This is a genomic window from Wolbachia endosymbiont (group A) of Philonthus cognatus (assembly GCF_947251755.1).
Classification (GTDB): domain Bacteria; phylum Pseudomonadota; class Alphaproteobacteria; order Rickettsiales; family Anaplasmataceae; genus Wolbachia; species Wolbachia pipientis.
The window spans coordinates 322,975-341,040 of sequence record NZ_OX366388.1 but is presented as its reverse complement, the minus strand read 5'-3'; the positions used below and the strand labels follow the sequence as shown (position 1 = coordinate 341,040).

Below are 18,066 nucleotides of genomic sequence, written 5' to 3'. Positions count from 1 at the left end.
TGAAGGCTCTTAAGTTGACGCCATTGCGTGAACGGTTACGATGAGAGAGAATGAAGTTGAACATGTAACAGGATGTCATCCCAGTGCCCAGACACTGGGATCCAAAAGGCCATAATAAAAACTAGATTCCAGCGTCACGCGCTGGAATGACACCCTCTGGTGGGCTCAAACCATATGAGTAGCCAACACTGCCACTATACTTACCTAGCAAATTTAGATCTAACACTAAACTGTGCTGCCACTAACTTTGCAACCGGTACTCTATAGGGTGAGCATGAAACGTAATCCACCCCTGATTCGATGAGAAACTCTATGGATTTTGGATCTGCTCCATGCTCTCCACATATACCCAGTTTTATTTCTTTTCGGGTTTTTTTGCCTCTTTCAATGGCTATCTTGATTAACTCCCCTACCCCTTCGATGTCCAGCACTTCAAATGGGTCGTTTCCGAATATGTTGCTTTCCTTATAAGAATCGAGGAAATTAACTGAATCATCTCTTGAAAGTCCCATGGTTGTTTGCGTTAAATCATTAGTGCCAAAACTAAAAAACTCTGCATGTTTTGCTAACTTATCAGCAATCAGTGCCGCTCGTGGCAGTTCTATCATCGTTCCAATTGAATAAGCCTTGTCTGATGTCATTCCAGCGCGTGACGCTGGAATCCGCTTCTTGATCCTAGCTGAGATGACAGAAAATTCTTTCTTCACTAGCTCGCATATCAGAACAAACTCTTTCTCACTCATGATAAAAGGAATCATGATTTCAGGCTTAACTTCTACCTTTTTCTCTTCCTTCAGCTCATTTGCAGCACTAAGTATTGCCCTGATTTGCATGCTATATATTTCAGGATGAGAAATGGCAAGTCTACAACCTCGATGGCCAAGCATTGGGTTCTTTTCTGATAACTGTGCTATTTTATTTTTTACTGATTCAACTGACTTACTAAGCGATTTGGCGATTTTTTCTATAGTAGACTGATTATTGGGTAAAAATTCATGCAAAGGTGGATCAAGCAAACGTATAGTGACTTCCCTGCCCTCCATAATAGAAAATATTTCTTTGAAATCAGACTTTTGCATTTCTTCCAGTTTAATGAGCGCATTTACCCTTTCATTTTCATCGTCAGCTATTATCAACTTTTGAATGAATTCGATTCTATCACTAGCGAAAAACATATGTTCTGTGCGACATAAGCCTATACCTTCTGCACCGAATTCTTTTGCAATTTTTGCATCTTTTGGAGTATCAGCGTTCGCTCTCACTTTGATCGTTTTGATTTCATCTATCCAGTTGATTATCGTTTTGAATTCTTGCGATAATTCAGGTGAAATTGTAGGAAGAATGCCAAGCATAACCTCCCCTGTTCCTCCGTTGATGGTAATTGGTTCACCTTTATTTACTTTTGTATCCCCTACAGAAAAGAAAGTTCCATCTTTATCGATATAAAGTCCACTCACACTGCAAATGCATGGCTTACCCATTCCACGGGTTACAACAGCAGCATGCGAGGTCATCCCTCCCCGTGCTGTTACTATGCCACTTGCAGCATTCATTCCATTAATATCTTCAGGACTCGTTTCTGACCTTACTAAAATCACTTTTTTACCCTGCTCTGCAGCTTTTTCAGCATCACTTGCACTAAACACTACATATCCAGAAGCAACCCCTGGAGAAGCCGGCAGTCCCTTCCCTATTACTTTCTGGTCACCCTTAACGTCAAGAACTGGATGCAATAAATTGTCAAAGGTTTTTGGATCAATTCTCAATATTCCTTCTTCTTTTGTAATCGTTCCTTCGTTTACCATATCAACTATTATGCGAATAGCAGCTTCAGCCGTGCGCTTGCCAGACCTAGTTTGCAAAATCCATAACTTACCGTCCTGTACAGTAAATTCGATATCCTGCATGTCTTTATAATGCCTTTCAAGTTTTTCACATACCACGCATAATTCTCGGTAGACACTTGGCAGCAACTTCTCCATGGTGTTTTTTTGCTCTCCGTCAATTGGCATAGGAGTATAAACACCAGAAACCACATCCTCACCCTGAGCATTAACCAAAAACTCACCAAAAAGCTTTTTTTCTCCAGTTGAAGGATTTCGTGTAAATATCACACCAGTTGCAGAATTATCATTTAAATTACCAAAAACCATTGCTTGCACGTTGACCGCTGTTCCAAGGTTTTCAGGAATATTATGTATTCTTCTATAGGAAACAGCCCTATCATTTTTCCAAGAAGCAAATACTGCATTCACTGAGCTGAGCAATTGCTCTTCAACGTTCTGCGGAAAATGTTTTCCTGTTTTTTCATGTACTATCCTTTTGAAATTGTTAACAATTTCTTTTAAAACATCAACATCAAGATCAGCTAAGCTTTTTGCTCCACTCTTTTGCTGCTTATTATCAACAACATCTTGAAATAGGTGATGATCAAGCTGTAGTACAACATTGGAGTACATCATGATGAAACGGCAGTAGCTATCGTAAGCAAAACGTTCGCCACTTTTTTTTGCAAGCCCAACAACGGTTTCATCATTTAGACCAACATTTAAAATAGTATCAAGCATGCCCGGCATTGAACTAACACTACCAGAGCGTATTGAAACTAATAAGGGGTTATTTAAATCCCCAAATTTACAACCGATGTCATTTTCGAGCATCGCCATGTAGTTTTTGATTCCACTACATATGTCATTCCAGTGCGTGACCACATTTTTTTCTGGATCCGAGTAGTCAGCTACTTGGATAACAGAAGATCTATTGTCTTGATAATAGACTTCGCAAGCAGAGGTGGAAATTGTGAAACCAGGTGGAACAGGAATGCCAACATTGCACATTTCTGCTAAATTTGCCCCCTTTCCTCCCAGCAGATTTTTCATTTCTGCATTGCCTTCGCATTTACCCTGGCTAAAGTAATGTATTAACTTTTCCCCCATCATTTTCTCCGGATTTTCACTGATAAACACATTGTACATATAGTTCCAATAAACCTGTGAGAACTTGAAACCTTAGGATAATAAATTTTACAAAATTTTGCAACAACGTTCCTTCTGGCAACATCAGTAAAGTTAACAAAAAAGATGACAAATTATTGAATTATTATCAATAAGAATATATAATATAAAGATACATTTAAAAATTTTTTTATGGCTCTTTCTAAATTTCTCGACCCCAAGAATGATGTTGCGTTCCGGCGTATTTTTGGTACTGAAAAAAATAAAGACATCCTCATTCACTTTCTCAATGATATTTTGGGGTTCACTGGCAAAGATGAAATAAAAGAAATAGAATTCCTCAGCACTATTCAAGATGCTGAAATTGCCTCTAAAAAACAAAGTATCGTTGATGTTCTTTGCAGGGATGAAAATGGGGTGCAAGTAATAGTCGAAATGCAAGTTGCCAAAACTAAAGGCTTTGAAAAACGCGCTCAATATTACGCTGCTAAAGCTTATTCAAGGCAAGCTGATAAAGGTGATCAATATCAGGATCTTAAAGAAATCATTTTTATAGCTATTGCTGATTGTATTCTCTTTCCTAATAAATCTGAGTATAAGTCAGATCATGTAATGTTAGACAAAGATAGCTATGAACATGATTTAAAAGATTTTTATTTTACATTTATCGAGTTACCAAAATTTCCTAAAACTAAAGAAGACCAATTGGAGAGTATAGTTGAAAAATGGATCTATTATTTTAAATATGCAGATGAAACTAGCGAAGAAGAATTGGAAAAGATAATAGGTAGTGATGTAATAATTAAAAAGGCATATGAAGAACTAAATAGATTCAACTGGTCAGAGAAAGAATTTATTGCCTACGAACAGGAAATAAAACGTATTCGTGATGAACGGGCTGTTCTTGAACAAAAACTTGATGATGCTAAAAAGGAAGGAAAAATTGAAATTGCAAAAACAATGCTGGCTAATAATGTTGATGTCACCACTATTGTTAAGTTTACTGGCCTCTCCATGAGTGAGATCAAAGAATTGCAGAATTAAGTGGACCCGCAAACGGTTACACGAAATAATGCTGCAGCCTGACCAGGTGATAAGTACATTTAGCCTATTTATCTTTATACTTTCATGTCAATTTTATAAATCAAATTTATTTCTGTGAGTAGCTACAATTTAAAGACCTTGCTTCATCAATGTAATGGAACAAAACCTTTTTAGTAAGTTCAAAACCCTCTAAAGTCTCTCCTTCGCATCTTGCTGTAATGCAGTTTTGCGTATTTGACACCCTAAGAAGCCACCAACCTTTATTATCGGTTACCTTAACACCATCAAGATCTGAAAATACAATATTTTGCTTCTCCAGTGTTTTCTTTATTGATTCAATTATTTGAAATTTTTTCTCATCTTTCACTACAATCTTTACTTCATGAGTGATATATAACTTCGGTAAATCCTCAATTACCTGAGATAGGCTTTGGTTTTTCTTAAGCAAAATGTCAACTGCTTTAACAGCAGAATATAGCCCATCATCAAAACCTAGCTCAGAAAAGAAGAAGTGCCCGCTTAATTCACCAGCAAACTTTGCCTCTTCCTCTACCATCTTCTTCTTAACTAGTGAATGTCCAGTAGCGCAGGTAATAACTTGCCCTCCTAACTTACTAACAAAATCATGCACTTTCATACTCATTTTTACGTTGGCAATAACTTTGCTTTCTGGATATTCCTCCAACACTTCACGTGCAAAAATTATAAATAAATGGTCATTGGAAACAACGTTGCCTTTATTATCAATTAAGCGCACCCTATCGCTATCGCCATCTAGCGCAATGCCAAGATCACATCCATACTCCTTCACAACGTCAATTAATTGAGCGAGATTTTTTTCCTCTATGGGATCTGGATCATGCAGTGGAAATGTCCCATCTATAGAATTATTGGTTACGATGTGCGTATGACCAGGCAAGATCTTTTCAATATACCTTATGATTCCACTTGCTGGACTATTTCCACAATCCCAGGCTATTTTTAATTTCTGTGTAGTATTATTCTTCACTGCACTTTTTAATATGCGAATGTACTCACTATATATATTTATGTTAATTAAGCTTCCAATTCTTGTGCTGTTTTTAATTGGACTGCTTATAATTTCCTTTATCTCTTGATCTGAGAAGACTTTTTTATTACTAAAAAATTTAAAGCCATTATATTCGCTGGGGTTATGAGAGGCAGTTATTATGATACCAAGATCCGCCTGTGTGATTTGTGTTGCAGCGTAAAGCATAGGTGAAGAGCATAGTCCAACGCGTATAACATTTGCACCGGATAAAGTTAAGCCCCTAATTAATTCTCTTTCTATACCTGGTGAATCTATTCTGCTGTCGTAGCCGACACAAACACTAGCTACGGTTTGGCCAAACTTTCTACCTATCTCGTACCCATCATTAATCTGTAAGTCTTTGCCTATTATACCTCTAATATCGTATTTTCTTATAATGGTATTGTCCATACTGTACTTCTTGAAGTGACTACTATATAACATTTTGGCCAAATGCTCAAGTTTATTTATCCAACAATTAGTTGACTTTTTAAAGAAATCTGTTAATATTATAGTATATTTTTTAAAATGTAAAATTATGCCACAGGAAAACGAAAATGTATTTATAGCTGAAAGTCAAAGTTTAGATGTAGATGAACAGCAGAAAAAGGATATTTTAGATGTGATTGAATCTTGTAGCAGCTTTCAAGAGACTATAAAACAATTGGAGGAAAAAAATTTAATCTGGTATTTTATTGGCCCTTTACGCAAAGATGAGAACATTACAGGACAGATAAATTTAAAGTGGGAAAAGGAGTTCCAAAAATTTGAGCAATCAATAAATGAAACACATAGAGAATTTGAAGCATCTTTACCAAATCAAAATTTCTTAGTGTATCCAACAAAGGATAATGACTTCAAAATTAGATTTGAAAATGAAGAAAAACCAATAGAAATTAGCAATATTTTAAGGACCAGCAGTGAAGGTAAGGTTTATAATATATCTTTAGGGAAAGATAGTCAAATAACCGCAAGCAAGAAAAATGGCAATGAGAGGCACTATGATTTTACTGGTTCAAGCTCATGTGAAATGACCATTAATTGGCAGGCTAAGGATTCTGAAGGTAACAGCATAGACTGTAGCATGACCGTAAAATTGGATTCTGGTGGTATACAGAGTGTTATTGGTGAGCCAAAATTTGGAGGAATAACGAGTTCAGAAGAAGTATTAAAGTTAGTTGGACAAAATAAAGAAGTTTTTATCAACAGAAAAACTCTGTATCAAGCTTTTACTGATATAGGTCAAGATATGGACAGTCTCGAGCCCACACAAGATCTATCATCGCAATTGCCTACACCAAGCAGCAGTGGGTATTCCTCTCCTAGCACACCTTCTTCACGTAGAAGTTCTATATCCACCAGCAGTGAATTTAGTGATGAAGATGAAATATTTGAGGATGATATGTCTGGTGATGAAGAAGAGTATGAGCAAGAAGGATTAAAAGATAAAGTAGATGAAATTATAAACGAAATTGAGGAATTAAAGGAAGGAAAAGAAACATTTGCTCAACATTTTGCAGCGCAGGCAAAGCAGCTTGAGGATCTAAGATTAGAACGTGACTCCTTGAGAGATAAAGTTAATGAACAACAGCGAGCGATATTTGAAAGAGATCAAAGAATAAAGGAGCAAGATGCTTCTATTAAGTCACTTATAGAGAAACTCGAAAAATTAGAAGAACTTAATCAAAAGATAGAAAAAGAAGGTGATACACAAATAAGCGAATTAAGTGAAGAAAAGCAAACTGGGGAAGAAGAAGCTGAAAGACTTAAAGCTGAATTAAAAAGGATGACGCAAGAATTAGCTTGGAAGAATCAAAATATTGAGCAGTTAACACAAAAGATAGAGAAAGAACTGCAGGATAAAAATGATGTAATAGAAAGCTTAAATGATAAGTTGAAAGATAAGGAAGGTGAAACAAATGAGGCAAATAAAGAATTACAGAGAAAATTGAAGCAAAGTGAAGCTAATTTAACTGTACTAAAGGAAAAGAATGCAAATTTGGAGAATGACCTGAAGAAAATAGTGGAAGGTTTAAACGATGATCATAAAAAGCAGTTGGCAGAACAGTTAATGGAAACAAAAAAGGAAAACAATACATTGGCTGAAACGGCGAGCCAATTGTCTAAAGAATTAAATGAATTACAGAGAGAAAAGGAAGATTTAGAGAGGGAAATTCGACAACTTGAACCTGGAAGATCACTTGCAGATGAGCTAAGCGAAGAAAATACGAAGGGGGAAATAGAAAAGCTTCAACGTCAGCTTAAGGAAAAGGAAGGGATGTTAACGTGTACACAGGAAGAGCTAGCATCTGTCAAAAAGAGTCTAGAGCAACTGCAGAACATATTACAGCAGGAAAAAGGTCAGGCAACTCAAACTGAAGTTGAATATGAAAGTAGAGGAACAAGCATGCAGCAGCAAGACCAAGGTATACAAGCTGTAAACAACAACTCAAGCAGAATAGCTAGTGGGTTAAGACAAGAAAACAAAAAATTGACTAGAGACAAACTAACTATATCTGAACAATTAAAACAAAAAATAAGAGAGATTGACGAGTTAAAGAAAAATTTAAAGCAACTGCAAGAAGAAAATAAACAACTAAAACAAGAAGTTACCAAAAATGCAGGCGTTGATGCATCATCTTCAACAGGTCAAAAAGAAGCTAAAGAAGCAGAAGTTATACCGCAAAACATTATGGATTGGCCTGTTCCAATTCCAGACGATAAACCAGAAGAGCAGAAAACTCCATTAGAGCCAATCAAGGTAAATACAGAATTATCAGATCCAAAATCAATCTCCGCTGAGGGTCCGGAAAAATCTCCTCCTCTTTCAAAATGATGAGTTTTGCTTCTATAGCTGACCCAAGCAACACGTCATCCCGCGATTTATTCGCGTTATCTCAGCCGCTAACACGTAGCGGGATACTTAACCGTCATACCGTGATTTATTCACAGTATCTCTTAGCCACTAACAAGCAGCGGGATGACAGCAATCCTACGTCATGCCGCCGCGGTATCTCTAGATCCCGCTAACTAGTAGCGGAATGACGAATTTTTGTTTTTCAAATTATAGCTAAACATACTGTAATTGCTATTGAATGATGGAGAGACATACTCCATTATTTTAGCACGAAGTAACAAATTCAATGAATTGGTTCTTCAAAAATAATTTAAACTTTTACAGTAGGTCATGAAATATTATAGCGATCTCATTAAAAGAAACTTTTATAAGTATCGTTGATGAGAAAGGAAAAGTTGTTAAGGAAGAAGTTGTTGCAAGCGAAAGTAAGGCAATAGCAGATTAGCCAAGGCAAAAAATACGAACCCATAGGAATAGAAAGTGGATAGTTGTCAATATCAATGTGCAAAGAGTTAAGGAGTTTTGGATTACCAGTAATTTGTGTAGATGCAAGGCATATGGCAGCAGCGTTGTCTGCAAGAATCAATAAGAATGATAAAAACGATGCGAGGGGTATAGCGCAGATGATGAGAAGTGTTAGTAAAATCAGTTGTCAAATTAAAATAACGCTTGGAAGCAGAAGACAGCTAATGTGTAGCAAACAGCAGGTTATTGGAACAATAAGAGGGTTGTTGAAGATACATGGTCGATAAAGGATCAAAATTTGAAACTTTCGCTTTAAGAATACAAGAGGCAATAAATAATTTGGATGAAATCAGTAGGAGTTCAATTGAAGCGTTAGTTTGTAGTTTGGAAGCAATAGAAAAGTCATTAAGAAAGCTTGACAAAATGCTTTCAGAACAAGGTGAAAAAGACGATGATTGTAAATTGTTAACTACTGTTCCAGGAGTGGGGATTATAGTAGCAATGACGTATAAAGCTGCAATTGATAACCCACATAGGTTTGAGAAATCTGATACAGTTGGAGCATATATAGGGTTGACACCAAGGCAATATTCTTCTGGAGAAGTTGATCGGCATGGCAGCATATCAAAGATGGGACCAGCGGAATGTAGAAGTATGTTATATGAAGCTGCACAAACAATGCTTACAGTTACCAAGAGGACATTTAAATTAAAAAACTGGGGTTGCGAAGAAAAAAGGAATGAAAAAAGCAATCGTAGCAGTAGCAAGAAAATTAGCTGTAATTATGCATAGGATGTTGGTTGATAAAACAGAATTTTATTATCAATAAACATCAAAAGAGCATAGGACAATAATTTTATTGAAAATAAAGATAGCAATGCCGATGGAAGGGACAAGCAAGAACTTAGTTAGACTTCGTGGTAAATATGTTGCCGTCCACTTCCGCCTAACAAGTATAATGCGGCTTGACAAATTTATTGTCATCTCAGACCGCGGAGAGAACCATATGCTACTTTTAACTTATGTAAAATTACCAAGGATTATGGAGAAGATATGCTGTTTTGATTTGTGTGAAAATTATTGTTGACTTATGTGCAATTAGAGAACCTAAGTCACTTTAGCTATAATTCAGAATTGAGAGCTTTTAATAACTCTCTAACTCCCACTTAGGTCTTGGTGCAAAATTGAGAGAATCTATATAGCTTTTCTGTAACATTTCAATTCCTGCCCATCCAACCATTATTGCATTATCTGTACATAGGTTGTTGGGAGGAAAAAATATGTTTAAGTTTATGTGTTGTTTTAATTTTTCTCTCAAGAAATTATTTGCTGCAACTCCACCGGTAATCACAAAGTCATTGATTTTGATATTTAAAGATTCGGCCATAATAATCGCATTACTAACCCTGTCCAGCAGTATGTTACTAATACACTCTTGAAACGAAGCACATACATCACACACATCTTGCTCGCTCATTTTAAGTTCTTGCACTAAGTTTTTTACTGCTGTTTTAATTCCAGAAAACGAAAAGTTACATCCAGAACGTTTTATCATTGCCCTTGGCAATTTAAATCTTGCACCATTGCCTTTTTTAGCTAACTTTTCAATTAATGGCCCTCCGGGATAGCTTAAACCCAGCATCTTAGCAACTTTATCAAATGCTTCTCCTAGTGAATCATCGAGCGTTTCTCCAAGTTTAATGTATTTACCTACATCCTGTGCAATTAAAAATTGACAGTGACCACCTGATATTAGTAGGACTAAAAATGGAAATTTTACCTCATGCAGTAACCTAATAACCAATGCATGCGCTTCTAAGTGATTCACTGCAATGAACGGTTTTTGTGCCACATGTGCAATTGCTTTAGCCATCATTGTACCAACTATTAATCCACCTATGAGTCCTGGTCCTGATGTTGCTGCAATTGCATTGAGGTCACAAAAGTTAAGGTTAGATTTTTTTACAGCGCTTTTTATCAGGCCACTTAAATGTTCCATATGAGCACGTGAAGCTATCTCAGGAATCACCCCACCGCGTTTTTTGTGTTCTACTTGAGAAAGAATCTTGTGAGCAAGGACTTGCTTGTCACTATTTACAATCGCTACTGCAGTTTCGTCGCAGCTTGTTTCAACAGCTAAAATGGTTTTCATGTATATTCGAGCACTTTATTATCAAAACTATATCTTGAAACGCTGTAGAAGTTAACTGCAAAGTTAACTTCTACAGCTAAAAGATTTACCGACAACCGTCATCCCGCTGCTTGTTAGCTGATGAGATGTAACCGTTCACGCAATGGCGTCAACTTAAGAGCCTTCATTAGCAGACTCTCCTAAAGACATGATGGCGTTTAGGCTTATCAACTTTGTCCATTCACGGTATAAGAAAGTAGTTTACAAAAATTGCATAATTAGTATAAAAAACAATAAACTAGATAGATGAGGGGTTGATGATAGAGGTGCTACAAGAAAAGATTGTGGTATTGGAGTCAGAAGTTGGTACTCTGAAAGCAGAGAATGATAAGTTAAGGACAAAAATAATTGAGCTAGAGGATAAGCTGGGTTTAAATTCAAAAAATTCATCGCTGCCACCATCGCAAGATGTATATCGCAAAAAGACAAAAAAGAAGAGCGATAAAAAACCAGGCGGGCAGCCAGGACATGAAGCGCACAAGCGGGAATTGATGGTAGCAGATGAGGTGGTAAAATGTTCAATTGATACAATTTGCATGTGTGGAAGCCAAGTTATTTTAGAAGAAGAAACTGTGCATCAAAAGGTTGAATTGCCAAAAATTAAACCGATAGTGACTGAATATAGGCTACAAAAAGGCTACTGTAAGGCGTGTAAGAAAAGGATCTCAGCTAGTCTGCCTGAAGGTGTGACAAGGGATCTTTTAGGAGCTAATGCAAAAGCAGTAATTAGCAGTTTTAGTGGATTTTTTATCAATTCAAAAAGGGAAGTACAGCAAATTTTGAGCAGCATATTTAATCTGAATATAAGCCTAGGTTTGGTATCAAAGACCGAGGGTAGAGTATCAGAAAAATGTATATCTGAATACGAAAAAATAAGAGAAGAGCTACGGAAAAGCAAGTATTTACATATAGATGAAACAAGCCATAGGAACCAGGGAAAGAAAGGTTGGAGTTGGGTAGTAACGAATAAAACAGCAACACTTATGAAGTTAGTTGGATCTCGCGGAAAGAAGATATTAAAAGGGCTATTGCCAGAGTATGATGGAATAGTTATAAGCGATAGGTATGCTGCGTATAATTACTTTAATCGTGAAAACAGACAGATATGCTGGGCCCATTTAGCAAGGGACTTTGAAAGGTTTTTTTACAGTAAAAATGTTGAAGTGAGCAGAATTGGCGCAGCATTAAAATCGCTGAGCAACAGGGTATTTGTGGTAGATAGAGCACGTAAACAAAACCTGATAGACAATTTAAGATTTTTCCGGTTAATGAGGAAGATTCGAAAAAGGGTGAAACATTTTTTGCGAGAGATAACAAGGGTTGCAAAAGGAACTCAGGCCTCGAGAATGGCTGCCAATATACTACGTTCTGAAGATATGATGTGGAGATTCGTGCGCAATCCTGATCTGATCGAGACAACCAATAACCTTGCAGAACGTCAGGCTAGACGGTACGTCATTTATCGTAAAAATAGTTTTTTCACTTGGTCAGAACGTGGAGAAAAGTTCATTGAAAGAATGCTTTCGATATTTTTGACTGCACGTTTGAATGATCAGAATCCTGTCCAGAAACTACAGAATTTAGTCGCTATTCCTGCCTAATTGGGAATATTCCGTGAACGGTTACGATGAGATGCCGCGAATGAATCCACAACTGTACGAACATTATGATTTGAGAGCAATTTCCACTAGGAAGGTGTCATTCCAGTGCCTCTATGATGTTATCCCAGTGCTTGACACTGGGATCCAGCTTTTTCATAATCATCAAAATGTTGTATTTTTACATAAAATGGCTATTTTTATGCTTACCAACTTAATAAAATTCCTGGATCCCAGTGTCTGGGCACTGGGATGACACCCCACTGGCTTTGTTGCATCGCTCTTCGGATAGTAGGTAACGTACAATAAATTCATGAAGCTATCTCAAACTTAGCCATGCCTATTTCAGTAAATTTGTTAAGCAAATAACACTTGAGTAGCAGTTCCTTCTCACGATTAATTTCAGATTTGCTCCTAAAACTAAACCCAAATATTCGCTTCAACCTTGAGAAAAATCCTTCAATATACGATCTTTTTCCGTAATTTACTTCTTCTTTCCATCTTTTTATACCATTCTCACCATGTAATTTCATTAACTGAATAGCGGCATTTCTATCAAGCATATAATCCAATTTTGGATGCTCTGCTGCGTTGTTTTTCGGAGGAATTTTCGTTTTTATACCATATTGATTACACAGCTTATAGAGCTTTTCTCTGTCATATGCCCTATCTGCATATAGTACTTTTATGACATACTGAAAATCGACTTCTTTTAGCAAATCACAAGCTCCATAGTGATCAGAGTAGACACCGTTACTGTATTTTACAGCTATGGCTTTTTTGCTGTTTGTATTCAACATTACATGCAATTTTCTTGTCTGTTCATAGCTGCGATACTTTCTATCTTCGCTATTTTCTTTGCTATGACCAGGAGTGTTGTTGTATATACTAATTCCTGTACTGTCTATAGCAATTTCGATATCTTCCATATTATTTTTATCAATTCTGCAATCATTGATCTTAATATTGAGTTTCTTAAACCTTCTTGATGATTGTGAATAGCTGATAACTTGCAAATTTTTCCCAATTTGCTCAAGGTATCCTGCTATAAACCCAACTGTTTGCCTCAGGCCTATTCTAAATAAACAAGTTATTATGTGCACCAAAATTACAACTTTATCGCTATAAATATTGTTGCCACCTGGTATTTTTGGACCATTCTCGTACCACTTTTCTATGGCTTCGTTGATATAATGAAAAATATTTCCTCTTTTTTCTAGAAATTTGTTATATTCGCTATGGTTACTGACCCTCATTTTTTGTGGCATATTTTTTCTTTCAAGGTTAAATGGCTATTTTATAATGAATTTTGTCAGTAGCCACCAGATTTTTCAGTTGCTATGCAACAAAGCCATCCCAGTGTCAAGCACTGGGATGACATTACAGGGGGCACTGGGATGACAGAAGAAGGAGGCGCTGCCGTCTTGGATGAAAAGGCTGGATCCCAGTGGGCTTTGTTGCATCGCTACTTATGAAAGGCTAACTATAATTAGGATTATAAGCAACTTATTGAAAATCTTGTTTTTTTTGCAATCAATCTGATCAAATTTAAGAATAGTAACTTGTTATTTATATTAATAAATTTAATTCTATTGAAAATAGCTAAAGCATTGAAATTCTTGAATTTTAGCCGGATTAGTGAGTGGTAGTGAAATTTCTTTTACTCAAATTTAGGTATTCACTGACCGTTCTTGTTATAAATACCAGAATAATAAGCTACTGATATTCTCCACCTTTTTTATCTTTAATCCATCATAGCTAGCGATGCAACAAAGCCATCCCAGTGTCAAGCACTGGGATGACACCTCTGGGCGCTGGGATGACAGGAGAAGGAGGCGCTGCTGTCTTGGATGAAAAGGCTGGATCCCAGTGGGCTTTGTTGCATCGCTAGCTATGATGGATTAAAGATAAAAAAGGTGGAGAATATCAGTAGCTTATTATTCTGGTATTTATAACAAGAACGGTCAGTGAATACCTAAATTTGAGTAAAAGAAATTTCACTACCACTCACTAATCCGGCTAAAATTCAAGAATTTCAATGCTTTAGCTATTTTCAATAGAATTAAATTTATTAATATAAATAACAAGTTACTATTCTTAAATTTGATCAGATTGATTGCAAAAAAAACAAGATTTTCAATAAGTTGCTTATAATCCTAATTATAGTTAGCCTTTCATAAGTAGCGATGCAACAAAGCCATCCCAGTGTCAAGCACTGGGATGACATCATAGGGGGCTACTTGGCTGACAACCGTCATCCCGCTACGTGTTAGCGGGATCTCTTGTTAGCGCCGCGGCGGTATATTTGTCATCCCGCTAGCGGGATCTAGAGATACCGCGAATGAATCGCGGTATGACGGTTCGCGGCAGCATGACGATGGTTTATACCTCGTCATTCCGCTACGTGTTAGCGGGATCTAGAGATACCGCGGCGGTATGACGATAAGACACAAAGCCTAATGGAAAAAACTGCGAACGCCAGTGAAAAACATAGCAATTTTATTTTCATTTGCAGCTTTTATCACATCTTGATCTTTCAGCGAGCCGCCGGGCTGAATTATAGCTGTAATTCCATGTTTTGCACTTTCTACTATGCTATCTGGGAATGGAAAAAATGCATCTGAAGCAAGCACTGCACCTTTACATTTTTCACCTGCTTTTTTCACTGCAATGTTCACACTATCTATTCTGCTTGTTTGCCCTGCGCCGATGCCAATAGCACAACCATCTTTTGCTATAACTATTGCGTTGGATTTCACATGTTTACATATTTTCCAGGCAAAAATAAGATCTTCCTTTTCTTTTTCTGTTGTAGTGCACTTTGTTACTTGTTCTGCTTTTATTGTGTGGTCATTATTTTCTTGCACCAAAAACCCACCAATAACATTTTTAGTTTGGTATTTCACATTTTGTTGAAAAGATTTATGAATAATCACTCTTAAATTTTTCTTTCTTTGTAAAATTTTTAGTGCCTCATTGTTTACCGATGGTGCTATCACTACTTCCAAAAATATCTCGTTTAATTTTTCCGCTAGCTTTAAATCTATCTCCCGGTTTAAGGCAACTATACCACCAAAACTGCTTACTTCATCGCACGATAGAGCTTTTTCATATGCCTCCAAAGCATTATTACCAATAGCAGCGCCACATGGGTTATTATGCTTGATTATCACTGCTGCAGGCTCTTTAAACTCAGAAATTATGTTAAGTGCGGACTCTATATCTACTATATTATTATAACTCAACTCTTTTCCATGTAGTTTTTCCAACGGATATTCTGTAAATTGATTACTATAAAATGCAGCTTTTTGATGGGGATTTTCACCATACCTGAGTTCTTGTACTTTATGCCCGTATAGAGCAAAAAACTCTGGTAACTCATTATTTTTACTCTGGGATAAAAACCAACTGTGAATATTAGAATCGTAGTGTGCAGTGAGAGCAAATGCTTTGGTTGCTAAGTGTTTTCTATATTCCAATGTTGTTTCATTGTTATTTTTTATCATCTCAGCTTTTAGTGCTTCGTAGTCTTGAATGCTAGAAATAACTGAAGTAAAACGAAAGTTTTTTGCTGCAGCTCTAATTAATGCCACCCCGCCGATATCAATTTGTTCTATAATTTGCTCTTCATTTGAGCTGCTACTTACTGTCTCCCAAAATGGGTATAGGTTAGTTATAAGCAGGTCTATTGGCTCAATTTCTAGATCTTGCACTTCCTTTTTGTGCTTTTCTCGATCATAAAGTATTCCTCCATGAATTTTAGGGTGTAAAGTTTTTACTCTACCACCCAGTATCTCTGGAAATTGCGTATAATCTGATACTTCTTGCGTTTTTATTCCGGCATCAGATAGTGCTTTATAAGTATTGCCCGTTGAAAGAATTTCTATTTGTTGCTGCGTTAAAAACGATGCAAGATCAATTATATTCGTTTTATCGTATACTGATATTAAAGCTCTTTTTATTTTCATTTTTATATGGAAAGTTTTTTAAGATTATATCTAAGAAAAGAAAATTTGTCTATATATAGCTACTACGTCATACCGCCGCGGTATCCACAACTGTACGAACATTGTGATACAAGAGACCAAGAAAGATGTCACCCAGTCTGGGATCCAGAAAACTTCACTTTAAATGAGCACACCAGGTGGCTGTACAATAGAAACTGGATTCCAGACTGGAATGACACCATCTACTACTCAAATTACCTGCAAATTGCAATGTTCGTACACCAAAACGCGGTATCTTGTTGTAGATTCCGCTAACAAGCAGCGGAATACCAAATTGTAGAAGTTGCTTTAGCCCTCCTAACCCTCCCTTCAAAGCAGTCTATTCTATAAATTTTTTTACCATGCTTGATTTCAAGCCACGAATAAAATCTTCAATACTACAAGGATTTCTCCCTTCCATTTGTACAACTTTAGGAATTAAAGTGCCACCTTTTAAACTTATGTGCATATTATCGTTAACAATCTTACCTTGTTCTGAAGCGAGAGCTTCAAAATCAGCATCAAGTATCCTGATACGTTTATTCTCTATCTTGATGAATGCTTTTGGGTAAAACGCTTTAACTTTTCTATAAGCAACTTCACAGGCATCACTTGCATAAATTTTATAGTCTTCCACTTTGTCAGCGTAACATGCATCGTTATCGTTCTGTTTTAAGGGAAGCTGTTTTTCAATTTCGTTTAGCACTTTCAGCAGTAAATCACTGCCTAGCTTAGATAATTTATCATGCAATGTCTTGTAATTATCGTTCTTTTCGATAAGAAATTTTTCCTGTTTTAAAATAGGGCCGGAATCTAATCCTTCATCCAGTTGCATAATGCTAACCCCGGTTTCTTGATCTCCTGCTAAAATTGTGTGCTGTATCGGAGCTGCACCGCGCCACCTCGGTAGTAATGAAGGATGAATATTAATACAACCATATTTAGGAATATTCAAAATTTCTCTTGGAAGTATCAATCCATACGCAGCTACAACTGCAACGTCTGGCTTGAAATTTCTAAATTTTTCTTGCTCTGCCGAGAACTTTAGAGAGATAGGAGTACATACCTCTATGTTACTTTCTTCAGCGATAACATGTACTGGAGATTTCATTGGCTTCTGTCCACGCCCCGAAGGTTTTGGAGCCTTGGTGTATACTGTCACCACTTCGCTCTTTGATTTCAGTAACAAGCTCAGAGAATTAACAGCAAATCCTGGTGATCCCATGAAAATAATTCTCATGGTGTTTTTGCTTTAAGAATTCTCCGCTAATTTACCACTTACAGTTTCTACTAATTTGGCAAAATCATCCTTATAATTAACTGCCATCTCAGCAAGAATTTTTCTATTTAAATCAATGCCGGCAAGTGTAAGACCATGCATAAACCTACCATAAGTAAGCCCATGCTCTCTTGCTGCTGCATTAATACGTATTATCCATAAGCTACGGAAATCACGTTTACGGGTTCTTCTGTCTCTATAAGCATATTGCAGTGCTTTTTCAACTCTTTGTAATGCAATTCTATAACAACTTTTTGCGCGCCCTCTATAACCCTTTGCCAGTTTCAATATTTTTTTATGACGAGCGTGAGTAGTGACTCCACGTTTTACCCGAGCCATTTTATTTTACCTCCATTTTGTTAAATACCGTAAGGCATATGAAGCTTAACTATACGCGAGTCAGATTTACCAAGAATCGTTGTACCGCGCTGATTACGAATATTAGATTTACTTCTCTTTACCATGCCATGCCTTTTGCCTGACTGAGTAGAAATAACTTTACCCTTAGCTGTAAGGTGAAAGCGCTTTTTCACAGAAGATTTGGTTTTTAATTTTATTTTCTTCATATTCCAAATAAATTTACAAGCACTACTATTGAGTTCTTTAATAGTAATTAAGCATTAGTATAAATAATTTTATTA

The 18,066-nt window shown here is 36.6% G+C and carries 15 protein-coding genes and 1 pseudogene; 8 read left to right on the top strand and 8 right to left on the bottom strand.

What is annotated here, in order from left to right; genetic code table 11:
* Positions 1 to 200: 200 nt before the first annotated feature.
* Complete coding sequence (gene ppdK / locus OPR21_RS01705; RefSeq protein ID WP_265030076.1) at positions 201 to 2,936, bottom strand: pyruvate, phosphate dikinase; 2,736 nt, start codon at positions 2,934 to 2,936, stop codon at positions 201 to 203.
* A gap of 210 nt (positions 2,937 to 3,146) precedes the next feature.
* On the opposite strand from ppdK, the gene OPR21_RS01700 reads away from it, so the two are divergent.
* Positions 3,147 to 3,998, top strand: coding sequence for an Rpn family recombination-promoting nuclease/putative transposase (locus tag OPR21_RS01700; protein WP_077188186.1), 852 nt, complete (start codon positions 3,147 to 3,149; stop codon positions 3,996 to 3,998).
* A 106-nt stretch (positions 3,999 to 4,104) separates the two neighbouring features.
* On the opposite strand, the gene OPR21_RS01695 is transcribed toward OPR21_RS01700, so the two are convergent.
* On the bottom strand, positions 4,105 to 5,460 hold the full coding sequence (locus OPR21_RS01695) for a phosphomannomutase/phosphoglucomutase (RefSeq protein WP_236514753.1): 1,356 nt from the start codon (positions 5,458 to 5,460) through the stop codon (positions 4,105 to 4,107).
* A 127-nt stretch (positions 5,461 to 5,587) separates the two neighbouring features.
* Here OPR21_RS01695 and OPR21_RS01690 point away from each other — a divergent pair, with 127 nt between their 5' ends.
* The 3 genes from OPR21_RS01690 (at position 5,588) to OPR21_RS01680 (ending at position 9,163) form a co-directional block, all read left to right on the top strand.
* Positions 5,588 to 7,885 (top strand): coiled-coil domain-containing protein, encoded by a 2,298-nt coding sequence (locus tag OPR21_RS01690; RefSeq protein WP_265030075.1) that lies wholly within the window; start codon positions 5,588 to 5,590, stop codon positions 7,883 to 7,885.
* A gap of 509 nt (positions 7,886 to 8,394) precedes the next feature.
* On the top strand, positions 8,395 to 8,658 hold the full coding sequence (locus OPR21_RS01685) for a hypothetical protein (protein ID WP_265030074.1): 264 nt from the start codon (positions 8,395 to 8,397) through the stop codon (positions 8,656 to 8,658).
* Positions 8,648 to 9,163, top strand: coding sequence for a transposase (locus tag OPR21_RS01680; RefSeq protein ID WP_236514749.1), 516 nt, complete (start codon positions 8,648 to 8,650; stop codon positions 9,161 to 9,163). The genes OPR21_RS01685 and OPR21_RS01680 overlap by 11 nt, the downstream gene beginning before the upstream one ends.
* 352 nt (positions 9,164 to 9,515) lie before the next feature.
* Here OPR21_RS01680 and tsaD read toward each other — a convergent pair whose 3' ends face one another.
* Positions 9,516 to 10,523 (bottom strand): tRNA (adenosine(37)-N6)-threonylcarbamoyltransferase complex transferase subunit TsaD, encoded by a 1,008-nt coding sequence (tsaD, locus tag OPR21_RS01675; protein ID WP_077188403.1) that lies wholly within the window; start codon positions 10,521 to 10,523, stop codon positions 9,516 to 9,518.
* A gap of 296 nt (positions 10,524 to 10,819) precedes the next feature.
* Here tsaD and tnpC point away from each other — a divergent pair, with 296 nt between their 5' ends.
* Both tnpC and OPR21_RS01665 read left to right on the top strand, forming a co-directional pair.
* Entirely contained in the window at positions 10,820 to 12,163 is a 1,344-nt protein-coding gene (gene tnpC / locus OPR21_RS01670) for an IS66 family transposase (RefSeq protein ID WP_265022247.1), read from the top strand.
* Positions 12,164 to 12,176: 13 nt separating this feature from the next.
* Positions 12,177 to 12,416 (top strand): hypothetical protein, encoded by a 240-nt coding sequence (locus tag OPR21_RS01665; protein WP_265030073.1) that lies wholly within the window; start codon positions 12,177 to 12,179, stop codon positions 12,414 to 12,416.
* A gap of 55 nt (positions 12,417 to 12,471) precedes the next feature.
* Here the strand turns inward: OPR21_RS01665 and OPR21_RS01660 are convergent, their stop codons facing one another.
* Positions 12,472 to 13,428 carry an IS5 family transposase gene (locus OPR21_RS01660; protein WP_265029812.1) on the bottom strand — a complete coding sequence of 319 codons (957 nt, stop codon included), beginning with the start codon at positions 13,426 to 13,428 and terminating at the stop codon, positions 12,472 to 12,474.
* 72 nt (positions 13,429 to 13,500) lie between these two features.
* On the opposite strand from OPR21_RS01660, the gene OPR21_RS01655 reads away from it, so the two are divergent.
* Positions 13,501 to 13,635, top strand: a complete 135-nt coding sequence (locus OPR21_RS01655; protein ID WP_265030072.1) for a hypothetical protein — start codon at positions 13,501 to 13,503, stop codon at positions 13,633 to 13,635.
* Between the two features lie 981 nt (positions 13,636 to 14,616).
* Here OPR21_RS01655 and purH read toward each other — a convergent pair.
* Positions 14,617 to 16,128 carry a bifunctional phosphoribosylaminoimidazolecarboxamide formyltransferase/IMP cyclohydrolase gene (gene purH, locus OPR21_RS01650; protein ID WP_077188401.1) on the bottom strand — a complete coding sequence of 504 codons (1,512 nt, stop codon included), beginning with the start codon at positions 16,126 to 16,128 and terminating at the stop codon, positions 14,617 to 14,619.
* Positions 16,129 to 16,248: 120 nt separating this feature from the next.
* Between purH and OPR21_RS08715 the strand changes: the two are divergent.
* Positions 16,249 to 16,399: pseudogene (locus OPR21_RS08715) on the top strand (WPE palindromic element domain-containing protein); the annotation flags it as partial.
* An 87-nt stretch (positions 16,400 to 16,486) separates the two neighbouring features.
* Here OPR21_RS08715 and fmt read toward each other — a convergent pair.
* Genes fmt through rpmI form a run of 3 tightly spaced genes read right to left on the bottom strand, consistent with a single transcriptional unit; the run spans position 16,487 to position 17,991 of the window.
* Positions 16,487 to 17,386, bottom strand: coding sequence for a methionyl-tRNA formyltransferase (gene fmt, locus OPR21_RS01640; RefSeq protein WP_077188399.1), 900 nt, complete (start codon positions 17,384 to 17,386; stop codon positions 16,487 to 16,489).
* Between the two features lie 12 nt (positions 17,387 to 17,398).
* Positions 17,399 to 17,764, bottom strand: a complete 366-nt coding sequence (rplT, locus tag OPR21_RS01635; RefSeq protein ID WP_006279340.1) for a 50S ribosomal protein L20 — start codon at positions 17,762 to 17,764, stop codon at positions 17,399 to 17,401.
* A 20-nt stretch (positions 17,765 to 17,784) separates the two neighbouring features.
* Positions 17,785 to 17,991: a 50S ribosomal protein L35 gene (gene rpmI / locus OPR21_RS01630; RefSeq protein ID WP_007548610.1), complete on the bottom strand. Its 207-nt coding sequence runs from the start codon at positions 17,989 to 17,991 to the stop codon at positions 17,785 to 17,787.
* Between the last annotated feature and the right edge of the window lie 75 nt (positions 17,992 to 18,066).

Excerpts from the sequence above, each read along its gene's own strand:
- ppdK (WP_265030076.1), bottom strand. The coding sequence starts at position 2,936 with ATGGGGGAAAAGTTAATACATTACTTTAGCCAGGGTAAATGCGAAGGC.
- OPR21_RS01700 (WP_077188186.1), top strand. The coding sequence starts at position 3,147 with ATGGCTCTTTCTAAATTTCTCGACCCCAAGAATGATGTTGCGTTCCGG.
- OPR21_RS01695 (WP_236514753.1), bottom strand. The coding sequence starts at position 5,460 with ATGGACAATACCATTATAAGAAAATACGATATTAGAGGTATAATAGGC.
- OPR21_RS01690 (WP_265030075.1), top strand. The coding sequence starts at position 5,588 with ATGCCACAGGAAAACGAAAATGTATTTATAGCTGAAAGTCAAAGTTTA.
- OPR21_RS01680 (WP_236514749.1), top strand. The coding sequence starts at position 8,648 with ATGGTCGATAAAGGATCAAAATTTGAAACTTTCGCTTTAAGAATACAA.
- tsaD (WP_077188403.1), bottom strand. The coding sequence starts at position 10,523 with ATGAAAACCATTTTAGCTGTTGAAACAAGCTGCGACGAAACTGCAGTA.
- tnpC (WP_265022247.1), top strand. The coding sequence starts at position 10,820 with ATGATAGAGGTGCTACAAGAAAAGATTGTGGTATTGGAGTCAGAAGTT.
- OPR21_RS01660 (WP_265029812.1), bottom strand. The coding sequence starts at position 13,428 with ATGCCACAAAAAATGAGGGTCAGTAACCATAGCGAATATAACAAATTT.
- OPR21_RS01655 (WP_265030072.1), top strand. The coding sequence starts at position 13,501 with ATGCAACAAAGCCATCCCAGTGTCAAGCACTGGGATGACATTACAGGG.
- purH (WP_077188401.1), bottom strand. The coding sequence starts at position 16,128 with ATGAAAATAAAAAGAGCTTTAATATCAGTATACGATAAAACGAATATA.
- fmt (WP_077188399.1), bottom strand. The coding sequence starts at position 17,386 with ATGAGAATTATTTTCATGGGATCACCAGGATTTGCTGTTAATTCTCTG.
- rplT (WP_006279340.1), bottom strand. The coding sequence starts at position 17,764 with ATGGCTCGGGTAAAACGTGGAGTCACTACTCACGCTCGTCATAAAAAA.
- rpmI (WP_007548610.1), bottom strand. The coding sequence starts at position 17,991 with ATGAAGAAAATAAAATTAAAAACCAAATCTTCTGTGAAAAAGCGCTTT.